At 65.1% G+C, this 23,833-nt stretch carries 21 protein-coding genes; 2 read left to right on the plus strand and 19 right to left on the minus strand.

Annotation, left to right across the window (positions count from 1 at the left end):
- Window positions 1-389: 389 nt before the first annotated feature.
- The 8 genes from GVL12_RS26935 to GVL12_RS20090 all read right to left on the minus strand — a co-directional run bounded on the left by GVL12_RS26935 (window position 390) and on the right by GVL12_RS20090 (window position 9,241).
- A complete protein-coding gene (locus GVL12_RS26935) occupies window positions 390-770 on the minus strand; it encodes a DUF202 domain-containing protein (protein ID WP_200843944.1) in 381 nt (126 codons plus the stop codon).
- Window positions 689-1,105: a YidH family protein gene (locus GVL12_RS20060; protein ID WP_235033924.1), complete on the minus strand. Its 417-nt coding sequence runs from the start codon at window positions 1,103-1,105 to the stop codon at window positions 689-691. The genes GVL12_RS26935 and GVL12_RS20060 overlap by 82 nt, the downstream gene beginning before the upstream one ends.
- A gap of 9 nt (window positions 1,106-1,114) precedes the next feature.
- Entirely contained in the window at window positions 1,115-2,710 is a 1,596-nt protein-coding gene (locus GVL12_RS20065; protein WP_159917332.1) for a GMC family oxidoreductase, read from the minus strand.
- A 186-nt stretch (window positions 2,711-2,896) separates the two neighbouring features.
- Entirely contained in the window at window positions 2,897-3,709 is an 813-nt protein-coding gene (locus GVL12_RS20070; protein WP_159917333.1) for a shikimate dehydrogenase, read from the minus strand.
- A gap of 4 nt (window positions 3,710-3,713) precedes the next feature.
- On the minus strand, window positions 3,714-5,159 hold the full coding sequence (locus tag GVL12_RS20075; protein ID WP_159917334.1) for an aldehyde dehydrogenase family protein: 1,446 nt from the start codon (window positions 5,157-5,159) through the stop codon (window positions 3,714-3,716).
- A 26-nt stretch (window positions 5,160-5,185) separates the two neighbouring features.
- On the minus strand, window positions 5,186-5,968 hold the full coding sequence (locus tag GVL12_RS20080) for an SDR family NAD(P)-dependent oxidoreductase (protein WP_159917335.1): 783 nt from the start codon (window positions 5,966-5,968) through the stop codon (window positions 5,186-5,188).
- Window positions 5,969-5,973: 5 nt separating this feature from the next.
- Window positions 5,974-6,951 (minus strand): tripartite tricarboxylate transporter substrate binding protein, encoded by a 978-nt coding sequence (locus tag GVL12_RS20085; RefSeq protein ID WP_159917336.1) that lies wholly within the window; start codon window positions 6,949-6,951, stop codon window positions 5,974-5,976.
- Window positions 6,952-6,982: 31 nt separating this feature from the next.
- Window positions 6,983-9,241, minus strand: a complete 2,259-nt coding sequence (locus GVL12_RS20090; RefSeq protein WP_159917337.1) for an arylsulfatase — start codon at window positions 9,239-9,241, stop codon at window positions 6,983-6,985.
- A gap of 105 nt (window positions 9,242-9,346) precedes the next feature.
- Here GVL12_RS20090 and GVL12_RS20095 point away from each other — a divergent pair, with 105 nt between their 5' ends.
- Window positions 9,347-10,729: a PLP-dependent aminotransferase family protein gene (locus tag GVL12_RS20095; RefSeq protein WP_159917338.1), complete on the plus strand. Its 1,383-nt coding sequence runs from the start codon at window positions 9,347-9,349 to the stop codon at window positions 10,727-10,729.
- Window positions 10,730-10,748: 19 nt separating this feature from the next.
- On the opposite strand, the gene GVL12_RS20100 is transcribed toward GVL12_RS20095, so the two are convergent.
- The 4 genes from GVL12_RS20100 to GVL12_RS20115 all read right to left on the minus strand — a co-directional run bounded on the left by GVL12_RS20100 (window position 10,749) and on the right by GVL12_RS20115 (window position 15,838).
- Window positions 10,749-12,134 carry an anaerobic sulfatase maturase gene (locus GVL12_RS20100; RefSeq protein ID WP_200843945.1) on the minus strand — a complete coding sequence of 462 codons (1,386 nt, stop codon included), beginning with the start codon at window positions 12,132-12,134 and terminating at the stop codon, window positions 10,749-10,751.
- Between the two features lie 330 nt (window positions 12,135-12,464).
- Window positions 12,465-13,004 (minus strand): GAF domain-containing protein, encoded by a 540-nt coding sequence (locus GVL12_RS20105; RefSeq protein ID WP_159917339.1) that lies wholly within the window; start codon window positions 13,002-13,004, stop codon window positions 12,465-12,467.
- A complete protein-coding gene (locus GVL12_RS20110) occupies window positions 12,997-13,965 on the minus strand; it encodes a tripartite tricarboxylate transporter substrate binding protein (protein ID WP_159917340.1) in 969 nt (322 codons plus the stop codon). Before GVL12_RS20110 ends, GVL12_RS20105 begins: the two co-directional genes overlap by 8 nt.
- A 34-nt stretch (window positions 13,966-13,999) precedes the next feature.
- Complete coding sequence (locus tag GVL12_RS20115; RefSeq protein WP_159917341.1) at window positions 14,000-15,838, minus strand: gamma-glutamyltransferase family protein; 1,839 nt, start codon at window positions 15,836-15,838, stop codon at window positions 14,000-14,002.
- Window positions 15,839-15,943: 105 nt separating this feature from the next.
- Here GVL12_RS20115 and GVL12_RS20120 point away from each other — a divergent pair, with 105 nt between their 5' ends.
- Window positions 15,944-16,894, plus strand: coding sequence for a LysR family transcriptional regulator (locus GVL12_RS20120; RefSeq protein ID WP_159917342.1), 951 nt, complete (start codon window positions 15,944-15,946; stop codon window positions 16,892-16,894).
- 7 nt (window positions 16,895-16,901) lie between these two features.
- On the opposite strand, the gene GVL12_RS20125 is transcribed toward GVL12_RS20120, so the two are convergent.
- From GVL12_RS20125 to GVL12_RS20155, 7 genes are all read right to left on the minus strand, one after another.
- Window positions 16,902-17,111 (minus strand): hypothetical protein, encoded by a 210-nt coding sequence (locus GVL12_RS20125; RefSeq protein ID WP_159917343.1) that lies wholly within the window; start codon window positions 17,109-17,111, stop codon window positions 16,902-16,904.
- Between the two features lie 96 nt (window positions 17,112-17,207).
- Window positions 17,208-18,008 (minus strand): ABC transporter ATP-binding protein, encoded by an 801-nt coding sequence (locus tag GVL12_RS20130; protein ID WP_159917344.1) that lies wholly within the window; start codon window positions 18,006-18,008, stop codon window positions 17,208-17,210.
- Window positions 18,005-18,964: a nitrate ABC transporter permease gene (gene ntrB, locus GVL12_RS20135; RefSeq protein ID WP_200843946.1), complete on the minus strand. Its 960-nt coding sequence runs from the start codon at window positions 18,962-18,964 to the stop codon at window positions 18,005-18,007. Before ntrB ends, GVL12_RS20130 begins: the two co-directional genes overlap by 4 nt.
- Window positions 18,965-19,021: 57 nt before the next feature.
- Window positions 19,022-20,254 carry a CmpA/NrtA family ABC transporter substrate-binding protein gene (locus GVL12_RS20140; protein ID WP_235033925.1) on the minus strand — a complete coding sequence of 411 codons (1,233 nt, stop codon included), beginning with the start codon at window positions 20,252-20,254 and terminating at the stop codon, window positions 19,022-19,024.
- A 323-nt stretch (window positions 20,255-20,577) separates the two neighbouring features.
- The gene (locus tag GVL12_RS20145) at window positions 20,578-21,204 is read right to left on the minus strand and encodes an ANTAR domain-containing protein (protein ID WP_159917346.1); all 627 of its coding nucleotides are present in this window, start codon (window positions 21,202-21,204) and stop codon (window positions 20,578-20,580) included.
- 172 nt (window positions 21,205-21,376) lie between these two features.
- Complete coding sequence (locus GVL12_RS20150) at window positions 21,377-22,804, minus strand: M20 family metallopeptidase (RefSeq protein ID WP_159917347.1); 1,428 nt, start codon at window positions 22,802-22,804, stop codon at window positions 21,377-21,379.
- A 26-nt stretch (window positions 22,805-22,830) separates the two neighbouring features.
- The coding region (locus GVL12_RS20155) for a tripartite tricarboxylate transporter substrate-binding protein (protein WP_200843947.1) at window positions 22,831-23,833 on the minus strand (1,003 nt) is incomplete at its 5' end.

Consider the following 23,833-nt stretch of genomic DNA (forward strand, 5'->3'; position numbering starts at 1 on the left):
CCTGCCTGCGTGCCCGGAGTGCAGGGCGTTCATCCTTCGATACTTCGGCGGGCTCGGGACTCTCAAGAAACAGCTTTTTTGTCAAATAAATCAATGACTTAGAAAGCACTCGATTTGAGCAAACAGCGGCGATGAGTGGCGTACTCTCAAAAGACCGACCCTTCGACAAGCTCAGGGTGAACGGGATTTTGAAGTCATGCCTCACCCTGTTTCTTGATAACGCCTGGCGAGACTTCGTCTCGCTTACCGCGCTCAGGGCGAACGGATGGGAGATTGAGTTCGCCAGAAAGAGTTCGGATGAACCGCGAGCAAGCTGCCAGATTCACGCTTGGAACGGTCCGAACACGAGGGGGATTTCAAATTCGGTCCGATCCACACCACGATTTGTGTCATTTTCCCAGGCTTGCCATCGCAACCCCGGCACAAGCGCCTGCCCCCAAGGCCAGCGCAGCGAGCAAGTGGCCGGACGGTGTCATGACCGCGGTCACGCGCAATAGCGCATTGCGACGCATCATGCCGATAACCCATGCAAAAACTGCCCCTGAAAGCAGGAATGCGCCGGTGATGACGATCTCCAATCGATGAGATTCTGTTCCGATTTTCAGCCATGCGGCAGCGACCACCAACATACTCAAAGCCGTTCTATTCCAGGCCAACGCTGTGCGCTCTGGTTGCAGCCCCGGGTCTCTCATATATTTCCCGTAAAGACCATGGCCACCGTGATAGCCGCGATCATGAAGCCAACCGCGATACATGAGATGAACCAGCATGCCGGCAATGGCCGATCATGGCGCATTGCAATTTCGTTCGATTTCCAGCGCAAAAATGCCAGCAAGAACATCGCGGCGGCCGCCACGCTGGAAAATATAGCCAGGTACGAAACATAGACATGCCCCGGAAATTTGACGGACACCTGGTCAAGCAGGACGGCTCCCGCCAAGAGTGCCAGTGCCGTTCTGACCCAGGCAAGAAAGGTTCTTTCATTGGCGAGTGAAAACCTGTAGTCAGGCTCTTTGCCTTGTAGTTGCCAAGCTGGACGGTGCATGTTTGCAGAGATATTTAGGGTGATGAGCGAAGGGAATTGGCGTCGGGCCGCAAGTGCCATAAAGCTACATCAACACACCCTATCCTCCAGGATCAAGTCCGCACCTTTCTCCGCCACCATCATTACCGCCCCCTGGATATTTCCGGACACCATCTTGGGCATGACCGAGGCATCGACTACGCGCAGACCGGATATACCGTGCAACCTGAGCCGTGAATCGACGACTGCCCCTTCGTCCTCTCCCATGCGACAGGTTCCCAATGGGTGGTAAATCGTCTGTCCGTTCGCACGTGCAAACTCCAACCAGTCGGCATCTGTCTGCACCTGCGGGCCAGGGCCCATCTCGCGTTCAATGAACTGCGCCATGGCGGGCTGGGCGACGATCTGGCGAGCCAGCTGCATGCTGCGCACGATGCACTGCTGGTCCACCTCGCTGCTGAGGAAGTTGGGCCTTATGGACGGCCCCTGCATGGGGTCGGCGGACCTGGCGTGGATGCTGCCTATGGATTCCGGGCGCATTTGGGTCACTCCTATCGTCATGCCAGGCGCGTGATCGAGAATGCGTTCGGCCGCATTGGCATAGCTGGCATGCACGAAGAAGTACTGCGCATCCGGCGTCGGCAGTTCCGCGCGGGTCTTGACGAAGCCATGGACCAGGCCCGTGCCCAGGGTGAGGATTCCCTTGCGCTGCGTCACATACCGGGAAACGGCGGCCGCCAGGCGCCAGCCACGTGACATTTCGTTGAGCGTTATGGTGTTCTTCACGCGCCAGTTCATGCGCGTGGCGAAGTGGTCGATATAGTTCTCGCCCACGCCCGGCAGGGCATGCCGCACCGCAATGCCCAGCGACTGCAGCAATGCCGGCTGGCCTATGCCCGACAGCTCCAGGAGCTGCGGGGTCTGAATGGCGCCTGCTGCCAGGATCACTTCGGTATGTGCCCGTACGCTGACCTCCTGACCATGGCGGCGGTAGGTGATGCCCACACAGCGTTGGCCGGCCAGATCCACGCGCAATACATGCGCTTCGGTCACTATCGTCAGATTGGGGCGCTGCAGCACTGGTTTGAGGTAGGCGTCGTACGCGCTCCAGCGGCGCCCGCCGCGCTGGTTCACCTGGTAGTAGCCGAATCCTTCCTGGTCAGGGGCGTTGTAGTCGTCGCTGAGTCGCTGGCCATTCTGAACGGCCGCCTGCATGAAGGCATCCGCTATCGGAAAGCGCTCATTGACCTGCTCCAGGTGCAGTGGGCCGTCCTTCCCCCGGGTGTCCCCGCCCTGCGGATAGCACTCGAGCTTGCGGAAGTAGGGCGCGACATCCTGGGCGCCCCAGCCCCTGGCACCGGCGTCACGCCAGGCGTCATAGTCCTGCGGCTGTCCACGCACGTAGATCATGCCGTTGATCAGCGTCGAGCCGCCGAGGCCCTTGCCGCGCGGCACGGAAATGACCCGGCCCTTCGTGTTCTCTTCGGCTTCGGTCTTGAAGAGCCAGTTGTACTTGCGGTTGGTCAGCAGCTTGCTGAAGCCCGCAGGGATGGGTATCCAGGGGCTGCGCGGCTGCCCACCTGCTTCAATGAGCAGCACGCGGTGCTTGCCCGAGGCCGTCAGCCGGTTCGCGAGCACGCAACCGGCCGTGCCGCCGCCAACGATCACGTAGTCATAGGTATCCATGGTGTTTCTCAAGCATTCAGATGAAGGGGACGGACCTTGCCGGGAGGCGAGGGAGCGCTGGATGCGCTGGCGGCTCGGCGATGGCACGGCAGCGCGCCGGCGCGCTCACACGGTGCTGGCCTGTGCCGTGTTCCGCCGAGCTGCTGGCCCTGCACAGCTTCTCCCGGAGTTCAGGCTGCATTGGGTTCATGTGCCTTCCGCTGGCGTCGCGCCGCGCATGAACGCCGCCATCAGCGCGATCTGGCTGGACAGCATGGGTGCGCCGAAGTGGACGCGGCAGCCCTTGGCCTGGGCAGCCCGAAGCAGCGGCGTCTCGGCGGGTTGCATGATGATCTCCGCGACGATCTGCTGCGGCTCCAGGCAGTCCACATTCAAGGGCAAGGCATCGCCGGGATGCAGGCCTAGCGAGGTGCCGTTGACGACCAGCTCATGGCCGGCAGGGTCCTCGCTGCCTACGGCCAGGCTCAGCGCAGGAAAATGGCTCGCAATGCGATCAATCAGTTGCTGCGCCTTGTCGGCCGTGCGATTGGCGATGGTCAGCCGGCGCACACCGGCGCCCGCGAGCGCAAAGGCGATGGCCGAGGCGGCGCCACCGGCGCCTGCCAGATAGACGCTGCGTCCCGCCGGCTCCAGGCCCTGGCTGCGCAGCCCGCTCACAAAGCCTTCGCCGTCCAGCATCCCCCCGACCAAACGGCCGTCTGCAGTGCGGCGCACGACGTTCACGGCCCCAATCAGGCGGGCCTCGGGCGTCATTTCGTCGCACAGGGCGACGATGGCCGTCTTGTGCGGCACGGTGACGACGAAGCCGCCCAGGTTCTGCAGCGTCCGCAGACCTTGGACTGCCTGGGCCAGGCCTTCGGGCTTGACATGCACAGGTACCATGACGCCGTCGATCTGGCGCTCGGCGAACAGCTGGTTGATACGCTGCGGTGTCTTGACGTGGTGGATGGGGTCGGCCAGGATGCCGAAAATCTGTGTGCTGCCGTTGATCTCTCGCATGGTGTCAGGCCTGGATATAGGAGGTTTTGGTGGCGGTGTAGAACTCGCGCGCGTAGCTGCCTTGCTCGCGCGCGCCGTAGCTGGAGGCCTTGCGGCCACCGAAGGGGGCGTGGTAGTCGACGCCGGCCGTGGCCACGTTCACCATCACCATGCCGGCCGTCGAGTGCCGCTTGAAGTCCGTGGCGTGCTTCAGCGACGTGGTGCAAATGCCGGAGGACAGGCCGAACGGGGTGTCGTTGGCCGTCGCCAGCGCCTCCTCGTACTCCTTGACCCGGATGACGGTTGCCACCGGGCCGAAGATTTCCTCGCGGTTCACGCGCATGGCGTTGTGCGTTTCGGTGATCAGGGCTGGCGACAGGTAGTAGCCCGGCGTGGCGCGTTGCAACAGCTCCCCGCCCGCCAGCAGCCGCCCGCCTTCCTGCTGGGCCAGGTCGATGTAGAAACGGTCCTGGTCCAGTTGGTCTTGCGATACCACGGGGCCTATGTCCGTGCCGGCTTCCAGCGCGTGTCCGACCTGAAGCGCTGCCATGCGCTCGGCCAGGGCCGCGACAAAACGGTCGTGAATGCCTTGCTGCACGATCAGGCGGCTGGACGCCGTGCAGCGCTGGCCGCTGGAGTAGAAGCTGCCCTGCAGGGCCACGTTGACGGCGAGATCCAGGTCCGCGTCATCGAGCACGACCAGCGGGTTCTTGCCGCCCATCTCGAGCTGCACCTTGGCGCCACGCTCCATGCAGGCCAGGCCCACGCTGCGGCCGGTGCCGGTCGATCCCGTGAAGCTGAGCGCACGCACCTTGGGCGAGTTCGCCAGAGCTTGACCGACCTTGGAGCCTGCTCCCATGACCAGGTTGAAGGTGCCGGGCGGCAATTGGCCGGCCCGCACAATGATTTCCGACAGCGCCCAGGCGCTGCCAGGCACCAGATCGGCGGGCTTGAAGACCACGGCGTTGCCATAGGCCAGTGCCGGGGCGATCTTCCAGGCAGGGATGGCGATAGGGAAATTCCAGGGCGCGATGATGCCTACGACCCCTTCGGGCTCGCGTGTCACTTCCACTTCGACGCCGGGCCGAATCGACGGCAACTTCTCGCCCCCCAGTCGCAGGGCCTCGGCCGCAAAGAATTTGAAGACGCGTCCGGCGCGCATGACTTCCCCTATGCCCTCGGCCAGCGTCTTGCCCTGCTCGCGCGAGAGCAGTCGGCCCAGTTCGTCACTGCGCGCCAGGATTTCCGCGCCGATGCGATCCAGCGCATCGGAGCGCTGTTCCGCGGTCCGGCCGGCCCAGGCCCGCTGCGCGTCGAACGCCGCATCGATGGCGGCCTGGGCCTGTTGCGCATCGGCGCGGACGTATTCACCCACGATATCGCGCGTATCCGAAGGGTTGATGTTGAGTGCTACCGATGTGCCGGAGGTCCATTCGCCAGCGATGTAGTTGAGGTGCGGTGTCGTTTGCATGGGGCAGGTAGGTTGTCTTGGTGGAGTCAGGTCATGAGCCAGCCGCCAGCCACGTCGATGACCTGGCCGGTGATGAAGCCGGCCTGGTCCGAAGTGAGGAACAGGCAGGCGTCGGCGACTTCGTTGGGCGTTCCCAGGCGGCGCAGCGGCGTGACGGCAGTGACCGCGTCATTGGCGGCCTGGGGTGCTCCGGCCACCATGGGGGTGTCTATGCGCCCTGGCGCCAGCGCATTCACGGTGATGCCATGCGGCCCCAGCTCGCCCGCAAGGTGCCGGGTCAGGCCGATGAGCGCGGCCTTGGTGGTGCTGTAATGCGCGGCAACGATGTCGAGGTAGGCCTTGCCGGCGACGGAAGACATGGAAACGATGCGCCCGTATCGGCGCTCGACCATGCCAGGGGCCAGCAGGCGCGTGAAGTGGAAGACACTGTTCAGGTTGACATCGACCACCTGGCGCCACTCGGCGGGTTCCATCTGCCAGATCGGCACCGGCAGGCCCTGGCGCTTGGGCGAGATACCGGCGTTGTTGATGACGGTATCCACCGGCCCCAGTGTGGATTGCGCGGTGTCGCATGCCGCCTGGCACTGTTCAAAATTACCCACGTCGGCCTGGGCGAAGTGCACCTGGCCCCCCTCCTGGCGAAGACGCGCCGCCAAGGCCTCACCGGCTGCCGCGTCGCGATCCACCAGGCAGACAGCGGCACCCGCCTGGACATAGCGCCTGGCGATCGCCGCACCGATACCGCCGCAGGCGCCCGTGACCAGCACCACCCGACCGGCATGGGTGGGTGTGTTTGGACTTGTTTCCATGGTGCTCAGAACTTGAGGTTGGCCTGCTTGACCAAAGTCGGCCAGCGCTCGCGCTCGTACTCGATCAGGGCCTTGAGCTCGGCTTCGCCGGTCAGATTCGGCGTTGCACCCAGCTTGCGTATCGATTCCTTGAACGCCTCGTTCGACGCCAGGCCGGCAATCGCTTTATCGATCTTCTCGCGCGCGCCTTTTTCCAGACCGGCGGGTGCCACCAAGGCAAACCAGGCATCGACCACGAAGTCCTTCAGGCCCACGTCCTGCAGCGTAGGCACTTCGGCCAGCACCGGCACGCGGGCCGCACTGGTCACCGCGATGGCCCGGACCTTGCCACTTTGGATGAAGGGCAGCACGGACGGCAGGTTGTCGAACAGCATGTCCACCTCGCCACCCAGGACAGCGGTGATGGCCGGCCCGGCGCCCTGATACGGTACATGGGACAGATTCAGACCGGTGCGCGCCTTGAAGAACTCGCCTGTCAGGTGCGGGCCGTTGCCCGTCCCCGTGGAGGCAAAGAAGCTGCCTTTCTTGTCCTTGCGCTTGAGGTGGGCGATCAGCTCGGCATAGTTCTTGACGGGAATTTTGCTGTTGACCACCAGCACATTGGGCATGGTCGCCAGCACGCTCAAGGCGCTGAAGTCCTTGCGCGAGTCATAGGGAATCTTGGGGTACGAGACGTAGTTGAGCGCCAGATTGCCCGCAGTCCCCAGGCCCAGCGTGTAGCCGTCGGGCGCGGCCTTGCTCACCAAGTCGGCGCCAATGCCGCCGCCGGCGCCTGGCTTGTTCTCGATCACAAAGGGCTGTTTCAGGGCCTCCTGCAATTGCAGACCCACGAGCCGCGCCATCAGGTCGGTAGTGCCTCCGGGTGGATAGCCCACGATGATCTTCACGGGTTTGGCCGGGTAGTCCGCCGCTTGAGCGGCGGACAGTGGCAGGGCGCATGCGAGCGCAGCAGATCCTGCGATCAGAAAATTTCGCTTGTTCATGGGGCTTGTCTCCTTCATTGTTTTCACTTCTTCACTGCTGCTTGAACACCGTCCACAGCTTGCCGACACCGTCATCGGATGGGCCCTCGCCCAACTCGACGACCATGCGCTGCAGGGTGGCATTGAAGCGGAACGGCGGCTTGAATGCCTCGCTGATGGGCACCCCGGCGAGACCGCAGGTCAGGCCAGCGGTGGTGCTATAGGTCCACCACATCTTGGGGAGCTCCAGCGTGGCTCTTTGCTGGCCATCGACGCACAAGGCCAGTTGTCCAGCGTTGCTGCCCGTGCGCTTGAAATTCAGCTCCACGACGGCGGACCCGGTGGGCATGGGGATGCTGAGGCGATGGCCTTGGACTTCGGAGTAGAGGTACTCGTAGACCAGCTCTCCAGCCTGGCAGTACAGGACAAAGCCGGCGAATCGACTTCCCCAGGAGAAGATCACGCCTTCTGTCTCAGGTGTCAGCGCAGACAGCTCGGCACGGATCGCGTAGTCGCGGTCACTGATTTCGGGAACCATGAAGCGGTCGATCCGGGCCATGTCCGGCTGGAACTCATAGCGCGAGCGCTTGGTCGCCATCAGGAAATCGCGCGCGCGTTCCGCCTCGCGGTCGTCCAGCGGCAGCACGCCGAAGCGATCCGCCTGCTGCCACCAGATATCGACCAGCGAAGCGAGCTTGTCTGGATGCTGTGCGGCCAGATCCCTGACCTCGGTGAAGTCCTCATTGAGCTTGTACAGCTCCCAGCGGTCGTCGACGGCATAGTCGGCGCCCTTCGCATGCTTGACGACGGCCTTCCAGCCTTCATGCCACACGGCGCGATCGCCCAACAGCTCGAAGTACTGCGTGACCTTGGTCGTCGGTGCGGCGGCATCGGCGAAGGTGTAGCGCATGCTCTGACCGTGCATGGCCAGCTGGTCCATGCCTCGATAGGTGCGCGGCGCCTCGACACCGATGCAGTCGAGCACCGTGGGCGTGACATCGGTGACGTGGTGGAACTGCGTTCTCACCTCGCCACGGCTGGCAATGCCGGCGGGCCAGTGCATGATCAGCGGCGCGCGGATGCCTCCGCCATGCGTGTCCTTCTTGTACCACTTGAGGGGCGTGTTCGACACTTGCGCCCAGCCCATGGGATAGTGGCTGAAGGAATACTCGCTGCCTATGGTGTCCAGGCGCGGCAGCATGGCATCGATGGTCTCCTGCTCATGCGTCATGTGCTTGCGCATGTTGATGGCGCCCAGCGCGCCGCCTTCGGGACTCGCGCCGTTGTCCGAGATCAGCACGATCATCGTGTTGTCCAGTTGGCCAATCGAGCGCAGGTAGTCGACCAGGCGACCGATCTCGGCATCGGTGTGTTCGAGGAAGGCCGCAAAGGTTTCCTGCAGGCGGCAGCCCACGCGGCGCTGATCCTCGGGAACGTCCTCCCAAGCGACCACGCCCGGATTGTGCGCTGCCATTTCGGCATCCGCGGGCACAATGCCCAGCGCTTTTTGCCGCGCAAATCGCTGCTCGCGAATCTGATCCCAGCCCCCGTCATAGCGCCCGCGGTACTTGCCGATGTAGCTGTCCGGCACCTGGTGGGGCCAATGGCAGGCGCCCAGGGCCAGGTAGTTGAAGAACGGCTTGTCGTGCGTGGACGTGACGTGATCGCGAATCTGTCCTATCGTGCGATCCACCAGATCGCTGGACAGGTGGTAGTCCTTGCGCGGCTCGAAGTGGAAAGGGTGGTTGTCCTCGTACAGTTCGGGGTTCCACTGGTCGATCAGCGCGCCGTGAAATCCGTACCAGCGCGAGAAGCCTCGTCCCAGCGGCCAGTCGTTGTGAGGGCCGGCTGCTCCGTAGTCGGCCAGATTGGTCAGGTGCCATTTGCCGCTGGCATAGCAGCCGTAGGCATGCTCGCCCAGAACCTCGGCCAGCGTCGCCGCCTTGGGTGAAATGCGCCCCTGGTACGCAGGAAAGCCGTTAGCCCATTCGGAGATGATGCCTACGCCGACGGAATGCGCGTTGCGCCCGGTCAGCAGGCAGGCCCGCGTGGGCGAGCACATGGCCGTGACGTTGAAATTGCTGTAGCGCAGGCCGCCGCCGGCCAATGCGTCGATGTTGGGCGTGTTGATCTCGGACCCGTAGCATCCAAGGTCGGAAAACCCCACGTCGTCCAGCACGATGTACAGCACGTTCGGCGCATCCGACGGTGCTTTCGGCTGCACGGGCCAGTGCGGCACCGAGTCCTTGTAGGTCTGACCAATCTTGCCCGCGAACTGTTCGTTCAGGCTTTGCTGCTGAGGTGTTTCCATGGGTGATCTCCTGAGTCCTGTGACGTTGATGCAAGTCTATTGATCCGTACCAAAACAGCTGCGGTACAGTTGATCGCAACAGTCGCGCTTGCCTCACAAAAAGATATGAACAACCACCTTCCGCTGGCCGAGCGCATCGCCGCCGACATCAGACGCCAGATCACGCTGGGCCAGCTGGCGCCCGGCAGCAATCTGCCATCGCTGCGCGATCAGGCCCAGGCCTGCGGCGCGGCCAAGAACACCGTCGTCAAGGCCTATGAGATCCTGGTGGCCGAAGGGTTCATCGAGCCTCGCCGTGGAGCCGGTTTCTATGTGGCGGGCCGGGAGCCCCACCTGCGCGCCACGGACGGATGGGCGCCCGCACTGGATCTGGCGCTCAGTGCCGTGGGTATCGATCGCCAGATGACGGACGCAGCCCACGGCCCGCTGTCCCTGGGCGAAGGACTGCCGCCTTCGGCCTGGCTCGAAGGTTGCCGGCTGGACCGTTACATGCAGAAAATCGGCCGCAGCGGCCTGGGCACGGTTTTCCGTTATGGCGACCCCGCCGGCTACCTGCCGCTGCGCAGGCACATCGCCGCCCGTCTGCAAGGCTTCGGCATGGCCGTGGACCCGGCGCAGATCGTGCTCACCCAGGGCGCCTACCAGGCGGTTGACCTGGTCATCCGCCACCTGGTCCGCCCCGGCGACCATGTCCTGGTCGACGACCCCGGCTTCTATCCGACCTTCAACAAACTGCGGCTGCAGGGCGCGCAGATCCACAGCGTGCCCCGCACACCGGAAGGGCCCGATATCGGCATGCTCTCCCAATTGTTGCGGCAGTACAAGCCACGCCTGTTCTTCACGCAGTCCTGCGGACACAACCCTACGGGCAGCGACATGACGGGGACGGTCATGCAGGCGCTGACGGAGCTGGCGCAGTTGCACGGCCTGGTCATCGTGGATGACGATGCATTGGCCGATTTTTCTGCGGTGCGCGCAGCGCGCATCGGCAAGGGCGACCAGCTCACGCAATCCATCTATGTCGGCAGCTTCTCCAAGTCGCTGTCCAGCGTGGTGCGGGTCGGCTTCCTGGCATGCGGGGCCGATCTTGCGCGTGAGCTGACCCAGGTCAAAACCATCGTCAGTCTCAACAGTTCCCTATACGCCGAGCGTACGGTGGATGCGGTGATCACCGAAGGGCGTTTTCGCAAGCACGCACTGGCGTTGCGCGCCAAGACGCGCAACGCCACGCGCGCCGCGCTGGCGCTGTTCGACGAACATGGTGTCGAAGTCTTTGCCCGGCCGGAACAAAGCCTGTACCTCTGGGCACGCCTGCCTGGCGTGGACGATTCGCTGGCGTTCGCCCGCCAGATGTTCGCGCGCGGCATTGCGATGGCTCCGGGGGCCATCTTCAGTCCTGATGCCACGGCCCTCTCGCCCTGGTTCCGGTTCAACGTCGGATTCCTGGGGCCGGATTCTGCGATCAAGGAGGTGCTCTCCTCGATTTGATGCCCCCGTTTTTTCGTGATCAGGCCAGACCCATGATTTCATCGACGTAGCGCCCGCTGCGCAACAGCGCAACCATGGCCTTCATCGGTGTATCGATGTGCGTGAAGAACGCCTTGTAGCCCGCGCAGAGGTAGTTCAGGCCGGGCTCGCCGTCAGGGGTCTCGATGAACCGGTTGCGCGGGCATTCCCCGTAGCAGGCGAAAAGCGCCGGACACTGCTTGCAGTACTTCGGCAGCGTGTCGAACTTCGCATTGCCGAAGCGGCGCTGCTTCTCCGAGGCCACCAAGGTGGCCAGCGGTGTGTCCTTGATGTTGCCCAACTGGTGCTCAGGCTCCACAAAGTGGTCGCAGGAATACACATCGCCATTGTGTTCCAGCGCCAGCGAGGCGCCGCAGGTCGGCGCAACAACGCAGCTGTTGTGCTGGCCCAGCCAGCTTCCCAGCGCCACATCGAACGTGGTCACGTACACCTTTCCCACGTCGCGCTTTACCCACTCATCGAAGATGCCGATCAGGAAGCTGCCAAATTTTTCGGCCGGCACCGACCTGGCGGTCGCGCGCGTGCCCTCCTGCCGGTACAGCGGCCTGTCCTTGCCCTTGAGGCCGCCCCAGCCCTGGTTGGCGAGCATGATCGTCTGCTCGGTCGCGCGCTCGACGATAGGGATCAGCTGGATGTACTGCGCTTTCAGTTCATCGCGGAAAAAGCGATAGACCTCGAGGGGGTGGTCGGCATTGCCCGCATGGACCGTGCACAAGATATTGGTTTCCACCCCGTGCCGCTGCAGGCAGTTCCAGCCCCGCAGCACCTGGTCGAAGGTGCCCCGTCCTTTGCGGTCCACGCGGTAGATGTCATGCATTGCTGCAGGTCCGTCGACACTGACACCGACGAGAAAATTGTGTTCTCGGAAAAAGCGGGCCCATTCGTCGTCTACCAGCGTCGCATTGGTCTGGATGGTGTGCTGGATATGCTGATCGCTGCGGCGGTGCCTCTCGGCCAACTCCACCGCTCGCCGGTAGAAATCGAGGCCACGCAGCATGGGCTCGCCACCTTGCCAGGAGATTTCGACCTGCGGGCCTGGCGAGGAGGTCAGCAACTGCCGTATGTAGGTCTCCAGCGTGGCCTCGTTCATGAAGTAGCTGTCGTCGGGGTACAGGTTCTCCTTGGACAGGAAGAAGCAGTAGGTGCAACCCAGATTGCACGCCGCCCCAGCTGGTTTCGCGAGAAGGTGATAGTGCTGCTGTGGTGATTGCATTGGTGACTCTGGATGGTTGATGCTGTTCTCGCTCGGAGAGACTGTTTGCCGGCGAATGAAAACGTAGCCGCCTTCAATGAGAAGAGTGCGGCGCAAGCGTTGATGAATCGGCGGTGCAGTTGCTCCGGTTGCTCGCAGTGCGAAGCTGGCCACTGCAGATGGAAATTCTATGAACGCGTCTCGAAAGGCCGCGGTACAGTTCCGCCCAACAGTGCTGGTTTGTGCATTCCGGCGCGGCGCGCAGCGGCGTTTGCTGGCGCCGGGTCGAAGGCCGGCGTTCGCCTGCGAGGCGGCGCCCGGGTGCAGGCCTTGGCATCAGTCTTTCATCCAGCGCTCATCAAGGGCCTGGCGGCCGCGGCAACTCGCGTCCACGATGCAGGGGGGGGCGGCGGTGCCAGCGGCCGACCCATGGGCTGTGCGTGCCGCCAGGCGCGCAGGTGCAGCCGGCACCTGGGACAGCCCTCCAAGGGCTTCAAGCGGCGCTTAGGACCCGGGGTGAGCCGAGTGCCCCGCCACCCATGGCAGTGCCAGCGCCGCCAGCAGCTCGATCTGCTGCCTTTCCAGCGCGCTCCACTGCGCGCGCGTGCCCAGCACGTTGAAGGTCGCAAAGCAGCCGTCGGCGCGCACCAGCGGCACGTTCATCACCGACTGCAGCCCCATGGACAGGATCAGCCGGTGGTCGTCGAACACCTGCTGCAGCGCCGCCTGGCCTTCGCCTATGAAGATTTCGCTGGACAGCAGCAACTGCCGCGTCCAGGGCGTGAGGCCCTTGCGCTTGCGGCCCGCGAGCGGGTACTCGGCGGGGCGCGATGACCAGATGCGTTGCAGGTCTATGGCTTCGGCCGTGTCCCCGTGGGCGGGCCACTGCACGTGGTTCACCGTGAGCAGGCCGTCGCCCAGCAGGTCCTGGCGCACGCGCTCGATGATCTGCAGCGCGGCGGCGAAATCGGGCGCGCGCGGCAGTTCACGGCACAGCGCCAGGCCGGCGGATGACGGCAGTGTCAGGGGACAGTCTTCACTCACCCTTGATGCCCAGCTCGCGGATGATCTTGCCGTAACGCTCGGCGTCGGACTTGAGCACCGTGGCGAACTGCGCCGGCGTGGCCTTGACGACTTCGACGCCCAGGCTGTCCATGCGCGCCTTGACGGCCGGATCGGCCATTGCGGCGTTGGCGGCAGCGTTCAGTTGGTCGACCAGTTCCTTGGGCATGTTGGCCGGGCCGAACAGGCCATACCAGACGCCCAGTTCATAGCCGGGCAGCGTTTCGCCTACCGTGGGCACGCCTTCGGGCATCAGCGCGGAGCGCTTGGCCTCGGTCACGGCCAGCAGCTTGAGCTTGCCGCTCTTGACGTGCGGCAGCGTCTGCGTGCCGGCCGAGAACAGCACCTGGGTCTGGTCGGCGACCGTATCGACCACGGCGGGCGCGCCGCCCTTGTAGGGCACATGCACCATCGTGATGCCGGCGGCCTTTTCGAACAGCACCGCGCTCAGATGGTTGGTCGAGCCCTGGCCTGCGGTCGCGTAGTTCAGCTTGCCGGGATTGGCCTTGGCATAGGCAATGAACTCCTTGAGGTTGTTGACCGGCACCGAGTTGCTCACGACCATGGTGTTGATCACGTTGGCCAGTTGCGCAATGGGCGTGAAGTCCTCGACGCCCTTGAAGGGCATGCTGGCCATCAGTGCGGGATTCATCGCATGCGTGCTCATCGAGCCCACGAGCAGCGTGTAGCCGTCGGGCCGTGCCTTGGCAACGATGTTCGAGCCGATGTTGCCCGATGCGCCCGCGCGGTTGTCGACGATCACCGTCTGGCCCAGTGACTTCGACATGCGCTCGCCCAGCGCGCGCGCAAGGATGTCGGTCGAGCCTCCGGGCGCCCAGGGAACGATCAGCGTGATGGGCTTGTCCGGGTAGGCCGCCGACGCGGCGCCCGCAACTGCCAGCAGGGCGGTGGCGCACAGGGCGCGGATACGGTGAGAAATCATGGAAGCTCCAGTGGTTGAAAGGGGGAAGGGGGCGTCAGCGGCCGACGGCGTAGCCCTGCATGCCGCGCGGATTGGCCGCGGCGCGCAGCAGCAGCCGGCCTTGTGCGTCGCGCTCGCGGGTGCAGGCCGACATGCGGCTTTCCGACCAGGCATCGCCGACCTTGACCTGGTGGCCCGCGGCGCGCAGGGCTTCGATCTCCTCGGGCGCGAAGCGCGATTCGACGGTCAGCTGGTTGAGCCTGGTCTGGCGCGGCCAGAACGATGCGGGGAAATGGTCTACATGCCAGGCGGGCGCGTCGATCGCCTCCTGCAGGTTCATGCCGTGCACCGCGTGGCGCAGGAAAAAGGCCGGCGACCATTGGTCCTGCTGGTCGCCGCCGGGCGTGCCGAACACCATGTAGGGCTCGCCGTCGCGCAGCGCGAGCGAAGGCGACAAGGTGGTGCAGGGCACGACGCGCGGCGTGACGGTGTTGGCCAGGCCTTCGTCGAGCCAGGTCATCTGCAGGCGGGTGTTGATCGCAAAGCCCAGCGCGGGCACGACCGGGCTCGACGACAGCCAGCCGCCCGAGGGCGTGGCCGCGACCATGTTGCCGTGCCTGTCGATGACGTCGATATGGCAGGTGTCGCCGACAAAAATTTCGCGCTCAGCCCATTCGGCTACGGGCGGCAGCGCGGCAAATGTGGGCTCGCCTATGCCAAAGCGCGTGTCGGCAGTGAGAAGCGTGCGCTCGGCCGCGCCCAGGTCGGGCAGTCGCGGCGCTATGCCCGCGGGCGCGCCGGCGCGCAGTTCGGCCGAGGCGCGGTCGCTGGTTTCGAGCCAGCGCGCGCGCAGGTAGTCGTCGGACAGCAGCGCCATCTGCGCTTCGCGCTGCGCGCCGGGCGCGTCGCCGTACCAGGCCAGGCGGTCGGCCATGGCCAGCTTCGCGGCCTCGGCAATGCGGTGCACAAAGCCTGCCGTGTGTGGCTGGTGGTGCGCCAGATCGGCGTGGCGCAGCATGCCTATCTGCTGCAGGAAGGCCGGGCCCTGGCTCCAGAAGCCGCACTTGGCCAGCGTGTAGCGCCCGAAGTCCAGCGTCAGCGGCGTTTCCACCGTGGCCTGCCAGTTCGCCATGTCGTCGTAGCGCAGCAGGCCGCCATGGCGTTCGCCACTGGTGTCCTGCACTTTTTCCGTGCGGTAGTAGAGATCGATTTCCTGGGCGACAAAGCCGCGGTACCAGATGTCGAGCGCGGCATCGATCTGCTCGGTGCGGCCGCTGGCACGGGTCTGCGCTTCCTGCAGCAGGCGCTCGAAGGTGGCCGCGAGCTGGGGCAACCGGAACAGTGCACCGGGCTGTGGCACGCGGCCTTCAGGCAGCCAGACCTGGGCCGAAGTGGGCCATTGTTCACGGAACAGGTCCTGCACCGCGTAGATCGCCTGCACGGCGCGGGGAATCAATGGAAAGCCGTCGCGCGCATAGCCAATCGCCGGCGCGAGCACATCGGCCAGCGACCAGGTGCCATGTTCGCGCAGCATGGTCATCCAGGCACCGAAAGCGCCGGGCACCGTGGCCGGCAGCATGCCTATGCCCGGCACCTGCTCCAAGCCCATCCGGCGAAAGGTTTCGGCATCGGCTTCGGCCGGGGCCACGCCCTGGCCCTTGATCGCCTGCGTCCGGCCCAGCCGCTCGCTCCACAGCAGGATGGGCACTTCGCCGCCCGGTCCGTTGAGGTGGGGTTCGACCACCTGCAGCACAAAGCCGCCGGCCACGGCCGCGTCGAAGGCATTGCCGCCGCGTTCGAGCACGCCCATGGCGGTCTGCGACACCAGCCAATGGGTAGAGGAGACCACGCCGAAGGTTCCGGTGATCTCGGGACGGGTAGTGAAGGCGCTCATGAATGCTTTTGGTGCAGTGGATGGTGGACCCAACTATAGAAGCACGGAATAGGCCAGGGTGAATGTATTCGTATCGATCCATGCATTGCAGGCTATAGTTCGGCGATGAGCCATTCCCAGCAAACCGTGGGGCGCGCAATCGATGCGCGCCTGAAGCTGCGCCACTACCGGCTGGTGGTGGCGCTGGACCGCTACCGCTCGATCACGCGCGTCGCCGAAATCCTGGGCAGCAGCCAGCCCACGGTCACGCGCGCGCTGGCCGACATTGAAGACATCTTCAACGCCGTGCTGTTCGACCGAACCGGGCGCGGCCTCGAGCCCACGGCTGCGGGCCGGGTGGTGATCGCGCGCGCGGCGTATGCGATTGCCGAGAACGACGAACTGCTGATCGAGCTCGATGGCGTGCGCGCCGGGCGCCAGGGCCGGCTGCGCGTGGGCGTGCTGCCCTATGCGTCGACCCGTGTGCTCGACAGCACCTGGTCGTACCTGTTCTCGCTGCGGCCCAGGATCGCCACGGTGTCTATGGAAGATGTCACGGGCAATCTGTTCGCGGCGCTGCGCGCGCGCACGCTCGACTGCGCGATCTGCCGCTTTTCACAGAACGAACAGGGTGACGATGCGATCGAGCAGGTGCTGCTCTACCACCAGCAGCCGCGGCTGGTCGTGGCCAAGCCCAGCGCGGCGCTGCTCACGCGCTTTCCCGAAGTGGATATCGCCAAGCTGTCGGAGATGGACTGGATCTTCCCGCCCGCCGATACGCCGAGCCGGGGCATGATAGACGCGATCTTCTCGGCGGCCGGGCGGCGCGTGCCGATTCCCACGCTCGAGGCCTATGCGGTGCGCACCATCGCGTCCGCGCTGCGCAATCTGCCGCGCGGCATCACGGTGCTGCCCGATGACATCGCCCAGGCGGTGTGCGTGGGCGGCGCGGCCGAAGTGCTGGAGCAGGCGCTGCCCTGGAGCCTGCCGCCGGTGGGGCTCGCGTGGCTGCGCAATTCGCCCAAGGCCGATCTGATCGATGGGCTGAGGCAGGCCATTTTGGCGCGGCCGGTCTGAATCGGGATTACAGCCCCAGTGCGTCCAGCGCCGGCGGGCGCAGCAGATCCTGGTCTATGCCCATGACTTCGCTCGCGCGTTCCATGGCCGTCCACAGTTGCGCGGGCATCTTGAGGATTTGCTCGGGCGAGTCGGCCTGGGCGATCCAGGCGCCGATCTCGTGGTGCTGTTCGGGCGTGAGCAGATCCAGGTGCAGCATTTCGTCAATGGTTTTCATGGGATCAGCGGTTCTTCGTATTGCGAAAATGCCTGGTCAGCATGCGCTGCGCGGCCTGAGCTCCAATATACCGCCGTCCGTCATGGACCCGGGGCTTCAGGCGGCTTTTTCGACATGCGCCTGGCGCGTGTAGAGAAAATCCATCACCGCCTTGCGGCAGCGCAGGTACTCGGGGTCGTTGGCAAGTTCCACGCGCTTGCGCGGCCGCGCGATGTCCACGCTCAGGATCTCGCCTATGCGCGCGGCCGGGCCGTTGGTCATCATCACGATCTTGTCGGACAGCAGCACGGCTTCATCGACATCGTGGGTCACCATCACCACGGTGCTGCGCGTGCGTGCGACGATCTCGAGCAGTTCGTCCTGCAGCTTGGCGCGCGTGAGCGCGTCGAGCGCGCCGAACGGCTCGTCCATCAGCAGCACCTGGGGCTCCATCGACAGCGCACGCGCAATGCCCACGCGCTGCTTCATGCCGCCCGAAATTTCACCCGGGCGCTTGTCGCGCGCATGGCTCAGGCCCACCAGGGCCAGCGCCGCGTCGGTGCGCTCCTTGAGCTGGGCCTTGCTTTCGGCTTGCGAGAACACGCGCTCCACGGCCAGATGCACGTTTTCGTAGCAGGTCAGCCAGGGCAGCAGCGAATGGTTCTGGAACACCACGGCGCGCTCGGGCGACGGGCCCTGGATTTCGCGGTTGGCGCACAGCAGCACGCCGTTGCTGGGCGTGGTGAGCCCGGCGATCAGGTTGAGCAGCGTCGACTTGCCGCAGCCCGAATGCCCGATCAGCGCGACGAAGTCGCCCTTGGCAATGCGCAGATCGATGTTCTCCAGCGCCAGGAACAGGCCCTTGGCCGTTTTGAAACTCTGCGAGATGCCTTGCAGTTCAATGAATCTGTCGTTCATGACTTCACCTCTTCATAAGTAAAAGCTTTGGCGATCTGCACCAGCAGCAGTTCGAGCGCCAGACCCACGATGCCGATCACGCCTATGGCGATGATGATGTTCATCACGTTGAGGTTGTTCCACTCGTCCCAGACCCAGAAGCCTATGCCCACGCCGCCGGTCAGCATTTCGGCCGCGACGATCACCAGCCAGGCCGTGCCCACGGCCAGGCGCACGCCGGTGAGCATGTAGGGCAGAACCGAGGGCAGCAGGATCTTGGTCGCGATCTTCCATTCGGACAGGTTGAGCACGCGCGCGACGTTCATGTAGTCCTGGGGCACGCGCTGCACGCCGATCGCGGTGTTGATCACCATGGGCCAGATCGAGCAGATGAAGATCGTCCAGATGGCCGCGGGGTTCGCGCCCTTGAAGACCAGCAGGCCTATGGGCAGCCAGGCCAGTGGCGACACCGGCTTGAGCAGGCTGATGATGGGGTTGAACATCTTCGACAGGAACTTGAAGCGGCCGATCAGAAAGCCTGCGGGAATGCCGACCAGCGCCGCCAGGCCGAAGCCTATGGCCACGCGTTCGAGCGAGGCCAGCACGTTCCAGCCCACGCCCTGGTCGTTCGGGCCGTTGCTGTAGAACGGGTCGCTGAACAGCTCGATCGCCTGCTCCCAGGTCGCGGCCGGGCCGGGAATGCTCCCGCCCGTGGCCATGGAAATGCCGGCCCAGGCCAGCACCAGCAGCGCCAGGCCCAGCAGCGGCGGCACGGCGGCCTGGACCAGATCCTGGGCCTGCAGCACCAGTTTGCTCGGAGGCCGCGCGCTGGCGCTGACCGGGCTCGCGGGCGCCGCATGGGCGGCATGCCCGGCCAGGGGCAGTGCCGTCTCGGCGGCGGGCTCCACGCCCTCAAGGGAGCGCGCGTGCAGCGCGCCGAGCGGCGCGGCGGTGGGCGATAAAGTGTGTGTGTTCATCGTGCGTTCTTCCGTTGAAAGGAGGGTGCCGGGCGCCGGGGCCCGGCAGCGCCTGCGTCAGGCCTTGACCTTGAAACTGTCGGCGTACTTCTGCGGCTGCGTGCCGTCCCAGACCACGCCGTCGACGAGCTTGCTGCTGCGCATGTCGCTCTTGGGCAGCGGCGTCTTGGAGGCCGTCGCCGCCTCCTTGTAGAGGGCTATGCGGTTGATGGACCTGGCCACGCCAAGGTAGTCCGGGTGGTCCTTGAGCAGGCCCCAGCGCTTGTGCTGGGTGAGAAACCACATGCCGTCGGAGAGGTAGGGGAAGTTCACCGCGCCCTCGTTGTAGAACTTCATGTGGTCGGGGTCGTCCCAGGTCCTGCCCATGCCGTTCTGGTAGCGGCCCAGGATGCGCTGGTTGATCGCGTCGACGCTGGTGTTCACATAGGACTTGGCGGCAATGGTTTCGGCCATCTGGTTCTTGTTGGCCAGGCTGGCGTCTATCCAGCGGCCGGCTTCGAGAATCGCGGCGGTGACGGCGCGCGCGGTGTTCGGGTACTTGTCGGCGAACTCGGCCGTGGTGCCCAGCACTTTCTCGGGGTGGTCTTTCCAGATCTCCTGGGAGGTGGCGGCCGTGACGCCTATGCCGTCCATGATCGCGCGGTGGTTCCAGGGCTCGCCCACGCAAAAGCCGTCCATATTGCCGACACGCATGTTGGCCACCATCTGCGGCGGCGGCACGGTGATGACCTTGGCATCCTTGATGGGGTTGATGCCGTTCGCGGCCAGCCAGTAGTAGAGCCACATCGCATGCGTTCCCGTGGGGAAAGTCTGCGCAAAGGTGTACTCGCGCTTTTCGCTGGCCATCAGCTTGGCCAGGCCCGCGCCGTTGACCGCGCCCTTGTCGGCAAGCTTCTTGGCCAGCGTGATCGCCTGGCCGTTGTTGTTCAGGTTCATGAGCACGGCCATGTCCTTTTTCGGCCCGCCAATGCCCAGATGCACGCCGTAGACCAGGCCATAGAGCACATGGGCGCAGTCGAGCTCGCCATTGACCAGCTTGTCGCGCACGCCCGCCCAGCTCGCTTCCTTGGTGGGAATGATCTTGATGCCGTATTTCTTGTCTATGCCCAGCACCGAAGCCATCACCACGCTCGCGCAGTCGGTCAGCGGGATAAAGCCTATGCGCACTTCCTTCTTCTCCGGCGCGTCGGACCCCTGGGCATGCACCAGCGCGCGCAGGGCCGGGGAAATTCCCGCGACCCCCACGGCGGCGGCTTGCAAAACGGTGCGGCGCGGAACGCCGGTTTTCATCAGGTCAGGCATATGCAGTCTCGGCAGAAAAGTGGCAAAAAAAAAGGCGCCCGCATCCTGCGCGAAAGCCATGGGCTTGCCGTGCAGTGATGGGGACGCCTTTGTCCGGTGACAGGCAAATCGGTCGTTGAATGCCTGTCGGTGGGGTCTTCGTTGACCTTGCTTTTACTTAAGCAACTTCGGTGCCAGCTTGGGTTTTCCGGCATGAAACAGCGGTTTTCCCAATGCAGCGGCCGGGACCGGGGCTGTGGAGCGGGTTTTTTGCCGGCGCGTCGCGCGCCATTTCTGTGCGCGTGCGCTGAATCGGGGCGCGTTGGCGTCTGTTAGCCGAGCAATTCCGCCGCGTCTATCATGCGCTGTGCGATCTGCACCATCTTGATGCCCTTGTCCATCGCGAGCTTGCGCAGCCGGTCGTAGGCCTCCTTCTCGCTCAGCGACTGGCGCTGCATCAGGATGCCCTTGGCGCGGTCTATGGTCTTGCGGTCCTTGAGTTCGTCGCGCGCATCCTGGAGTTCGGCACGCAGCGACTGCTCATGCTTGAAGCGCGCCATCGCCACCTGCAGGATGGGGCGTATGCGCTGCGGCGCCAGGCCTTCGACGATATAGGCGCAGACACCCGCGGCGACCGCGTCGGGCACATGCGTGGTGTCGGGGTCATTGGTGAACAGCACGATGGGGCGGCGTTTGTCGCGCGTCGCCATGACCACATGTTCGAGCGCGTCGCGGGCTTCGCTTTCGGCGTCGACGATGATCAGATCGGGGCGCAGCTGCGCGAGGCGCTCGCTCAGGAATACATCGGCCGGCAGCGTGGCGACGATATCGTATTGCGCTTCGAGCAGCCCCACGCGCAAGGAGCGCGAGCGCTCGAGCTGCAGGCGCACATGCTCTTCCTGGTCGTCCAGCACAGCCAGATCCGGGACGATGACCACAATGCGCAAGGGATGACTCATGGCTTGGCATAAGCAAGAAAAATGCCATTTTGCGCTGAATCGTGGGCTGTGGGCTTGGCTGGAGGGCAGGCCGTTCACCCTTCGACGGGCTCAGGGCGAACGGGTTGGGCCATGCCTTATCGACTTCAGGACTCAGGGCGAACGGGATGGGGCATGGGTCAAGAGCCGCGGCCTACTTGCGCAAAAACGGCAGCGGCACATCGGCCGGAATCGGGCAGGCATAGGGCTGGCCCTGGCGGCGTTCCAGCAGTTCGGCCTTGGCGGCGGCTATCAGCGCCGGGTTGGCAATCAATTCCACCGCAGTCGCGGTCAGCACCTTGGCGGCATGCACCATGCCCGCATGGGCCAGGCCCGACTGGCCCTGCGAGACCATCTGCCACGAATGCAGCGGTGTGCCGAACGCATAGCACGCGACCCAGGCCTGCACCGTGGGCGTGATCCAGCTGACATCGGCGACGTCGGTGGAGCCGAACATGGTTTCCTGCACCTTGGGGTCGTAGGGCGCAAGGCCTTCGAACACCGCGGGCACCTTGCCGCGCAGCACCGCGGCCAGCGGGCGGCTCACGGCGTCGAGGTCGTTGGGGTCCAGCGTGGCCTGGAAGTCGCTGGCGAGCTTTTGCTGGCGCGCGTCGAGCTGCAACCGGCCCAGCGCCTGCATCTGCGCATACATCACCTGGTTGAGCGTGGTGTTCTGCAGCAGGTTGGAGCAGGCCTTGTCGAACACGATCTCGAGCCGGCAGTCGGTCATCAGCGCCGCGCCGCGCGCGACGTTCTGCACGCGCGCGTAGAGTTCGGCGGCCTCGTGGTTGCGGCCCGCGCGCACAAGATAGAGCACTTCGGCGCGCGCCTGCACCACATTGGGCGACATGCCGCCCGCATCGGTCACGGCATAGTGCACACGCGCGTCCGAAGGCATGTGCTCGCGCAGGTAGTTGACGCCCACATTCATCAGCTCGACCGCGTCGAGCGCGCTGCGGCCCAGGTGCGGCGAATGCGCGGCGTGCGAGGCCTTGCCGTGGAAGATGAACCTGGCCTGGATATTGGCCAGCGTGCTCTGGCTGAACACCGCGGTGAAGCTCGCGGGGTGCCAGGTCAGCGCGACGTCGACGTCGTCGAACACGCCCGCGCGCGCCATGAAGGTCTTGCCCGAGCCGCCTTCTTCGGCGGGGCAGCCGTAGTAGCGTATGCGGGCCTTTTGCCCGCTGGCCTGCAGATGCGCCTGCAGCGCGATGGCGGCGAAGTGCGCCGACGTGCCCAGCAGGTGGTGGCCGCAGCCGTGGCCGGCCAGGCCCGGGCTGTCGACCGAAGGCGTGCAGACCAGCGCGCCGCTTTGCTGGTTCAGGCCCGACAGCGCGTCGTATTCGCCCAGAAACGCAATGGCCGGGCCCTCGTCGCCCCATTCGGCCATGAAGGCCGTGGGAATGCCCGCGACATCGCGCGTGATGCGAAAGCCCGCGCTCGCGAGCGCGTCGATATGCAGTTGCGCCGACGACATCTCGGCGTAGCGCAGTTCGGCCAGCGACCAGATCCGGTCGGCCAGCGCCGTCATGCGCGGCGTCTCGCGCGTGAAGAATTCCTGCAGTTCGTTCAGTATGGTCATGGACGGTGTTTCCTGGGCTTGCGCCATCATTCGGGCTGGATGCCGGCCTTGTCGAGCTGGGCCTTGTTGCGCTGGATGTCGGCCGCGATCTGCCCGGGGAACTGGCTCTGGTCCATGTCGGTGGCCTGCGCGCCCAGCGCCTGCAGGCGCTTTTGCACCTCGGGCAGGTGGGCGGCCTTGACGGCCGCGTCCTGCAGCTTCCTGACGATGGGCGCGGGCGTGTTCCCGGGCACGACGATGCCGAACCAGCTGATGCCCAGCGCATTCAGGTCGTCATGGCCCAGCTCCTTGAAGGTCGGCACATGGGGCAGATCGGGCGAGCGCGCCGTGGCCGACAGCGCGACGGGAATCAGTTTGCCGCCCTTGATCTGCGGCAGCGCCGAAGGCAGCTGATCGGTCATGACCTGCACCTGGCCGGCCAGCGCGTCATTGAGCGCCGGGCCGTTGCCGCGGTAGGGCACGATCTGGATATCGGTCTTCATGGTGTCGTTGAACGACGCAAGCATCAGATGGCCCAGCGTGCCCACGCCCGGCACGCCGGCGCTGAAGGCGCCGGGCTGGGCGCGGATCTTGGCGAGGAAGTCGGCGAAGTTGTTCACGCCCATCTTGGGGTGGGCCATCCAGACCGAAGGCATGGTCACGAGGTTGGCGACGGGCGTGAGCTTCGCGCCCAGGCCCTGGGCCCGGGTGTAGAGCAGGGGGTTGATGGTCATGGTGCTCACCGTGGCCATGCCCACCGTGTAGCCATCGGGCTGGGCCTGGGCCACGGCTTCGGTGCCTATCAGCCCGCCCGCGCCGCCGCGGTTGTCGACGACCACCGGCTGGCCCAGCGTGCTGCGCATGCCTTCGGCCAGCACCCGGGCGACGATATCGGTGGAGCCACCGGCCGCGAACGGCACGATCAGCTTGATGGGCTTGCTTGGATAGTTGTCGGCCGCCTGGGCGCCCAGCGGCAGCGCCGCGGTCAGCGCGGTGAAGGTGAGGGCGCCCAGGCGCCGCAGCGACAGGCAGCGGGACACCGGGTGGGCG

Origin of the sequence: Pantoea sp. 18069 (genome assembly GCF_902706035.1) — a bacterium.
Taxonomy (GTDB): Bacteria; Pseudomonadota; Gammaproteobacteria; order Burkholderiales; family Burkholderiaceae_C; genus Comamonas.